Here is a 2,722-nt window from a genome sequence, read left to right on the forward strand (position 1 = left end):
CGTTGCCGCGCTTCCACCCCGAGCCTATCAACCTGGTGTTCTTCCAGGGGTCTTACGAATTGGGAAATCTCATCTTGAGGCGGGCTTCGCGCTTAGATGCTTTCAGCGCTTATCCCTCCCGCACTTGGCTACCCAGCGATGCTCCTGGCGGAACAACTGGTACACCAGCGGTGCGTCCATCCCGGTCCTCTCGTACTAAGGACAGCCCCTCTCAAATTTCCTACGCCCGCGACAGATAGGGACCGAACTGTCTCACGACGTTCTGAACCCAGCTCGCGTACCGCTTTAATGGGCGAACAGCCCAACCCTTGGGACCTACTTCAGCCCCAGGATGCGATGAGCCGACATCGAGGTGCCAAACCTCCCCGTCGATGTGGACTCTTGGGGGAGATAAGCCTGTTATCCCCAGGGTAGCTTTTATCCGTTGAGCGATGGCCCTTCCATTCGGTACCACCGGATCACTAAGCCCGACTTTCGTCCCTGCTCGACTTGTAGGTCTCGCAGTCAAGCTCCCTTATGCCTTTGCACTCTTCGAATGATTTCCAACCATTCTGAGGGAACCTTGGGGCGCCTCCGTTACGCTTTGGGAGGCGACCGCCCCAGTCAAACTGTCCGCCTGACACGGTCCCTTCACCGGATTCACGGTGACAGGTTAGAACTCCGATACGATCAGGGTGGTATCCCAACGGCGCCTCCATCGAAGCTTGCGCTCCGACTTCTCAGGCTCCCACCTATCCTGTACAGACCGTACCAAAGTCCAATATCAAGCTACAGTAAAGCTCCATGGGGTCTTTCCGTCACGTCGCGGGTAACCTGCATCTTCACAGGTACTAAAATTTCACCGGATCTCTCGTTGAGACAGCGCCCAAGTCGTTACGCCATTCGTGCGGGTCAGAATTTACCTGACAAGGAATTTCGCTACCTTAGGACCGTTATAGTTACGGCCGCCGTTTACTGGGGCTTCGGTTCACAGCTTCGGGTTGCCCCTAACCGCTCCCCTTAACCTTCCAGCACCGGGCAGGCGTCAGCCCGTATACTTCGCCTTACGGCTTCGCACAGACCTGTGTTTTTGCTAAACAGTCGCTTGGGCCTATTCACTGCGGCCCCCTCGGGCTATTCACCCTACCGAGGCACCCCTTCTCCCGAAGTTACGGGGTCATTTTGCCGAGTTCCTTAACGAGAGTTCTTCCGCGCGCCTTAGAATTCTCTTCTCGCCTACCTGTGTCGGTTTGCGGTACGGGCACCTTCGCCTGGCTAGAGGCTTTTCTCGGCAGCGTGAGCACGGAACCTTCGGTACTGTGATTTTCCCTCCCCATCACAGCTCAGCCTTACAGTGTGCGGATTTGCCTGCACACCAGCCTTGCTGCTTGGACGAGCATATCCATCAGCTCGCGTTCTTGCCCTCCTGCGTCCCCCCATCGCTCGTAACGGCTTACGGTGGTACAGGAATTTCAACCTGTTGTCCTTCGACTACGCCTTTCGGCCTCGCCTTAGGTCCCGACTTACCCTGAGCGGACGAACCTTCCTCAGGAACCCTTAGGCTTTCGGCGGACAAGATTCTCACTTGTCTTTTCGTTACTCATACCGGCATTCTCACTTGAATGCCATAGCTTCGGTGGTGTGTTTAGCCCCGTTACATTTTCGGCGCAGAGTCACTCGACCAGTGAGCTATTACGCACTCTTTAAATGGTGGCTGCTTCTAAGCCAACATCCTGGTTGTCTTCGCAACTCCACATCCTTTCCCACTTAACACACACTTGGGGACCTTAGCTGATGATCTGGGCTCTTTCCCTCTTGACGACGGATCTTAGCACTCGCCGTCTGACTCCCGAGCATACATGCATGGCATTCGGAGTTTGACTGGACTTGGTAACCCTTGGCGGGCCCCGCACCCAATCAGTGCTCTACCTCCACGATGCTAAATCTCGAGGCTAGCCCTAAAGCTATTTCGGGGAGAACCAGCTATCTCCGAGTTCGATTGGAATTTCTCCCCTACCCCCACGTCATCCCCAAGCTTTTCAACGCTTGTGAGTTCGGGCCTCCAGTAAGTGTTACCTCACCTTCACCCTGCACAGGGGTAGATCACACGGTTTCGGGTCTACGCCCACGTACTTATTCGCCCTATTCAGACTCGCTTTCGCTTCGGCTCCGTCTCTCCGACTTAACCTCGCACGTGAACGTAACTCGCCGGTTCATTCTACAAAAGGCACGCCATCACCCATCTAGAGGGCTCTGACTTCTTGTAAGCGCACGGTTTCAGGTTCTTTTTCACTCCGCTCCCGCGGTGCTTTTCACCTTTCCCTCACGGTACTGCTTCGCTATCGGTCGCCAGGGAGTATTTAGCCTTGGCAGATGGTCCTGCCGGATTCCCACGGGGTTTCACGTGTCCCGCGGTACTCGGGATCCGTCTCGGAGGGAGCAGACTTTCGGCTACAGGGCTTTTACCTTCTATGCCGGGCCTTTCCAGACCTCTTCGCCTAATCGGCTCCTTTGTAACTCCATGTGAGACGTCCCACAACCCCAGAGGGCAAGCCCTCTGGTTTGGGCTAATCCGCTTTCGCTCGCCGCTACTGACGGAATCACTGTTGTTTTCTCTTCCTCAGGGTACTTAGATGTTTCAGTTCCCCTGGTGTGCCTCCTCATGAGCTATGAATTCACTCATGGGTGACTGGGCATTACCCCAGCCGGGTTTCCCCATTCGGACATCCCCGGATCAAAGCCT

General features: G+C 55.5%; 1 rRNA gene. It reads right to left on the reverse strand.

Annotation, left to right across the window (positions count from 1 at the left end):
* A 23S ribosomal RNA gene (locus H7B90_RS25200) occupies positions 1–2,722 on the reverse strand; the annotation flags it as partial.

Source organism: Cohnella xylanilytica (assembly GCF_014212175.1).
In the GTDB taxonomy this organism is placed as follows: Bacteria; Bacillota; Bacilli; order Paenibacillales; family Paenibacillaceae; genus Cohnella; species Cohnella xylanilytica.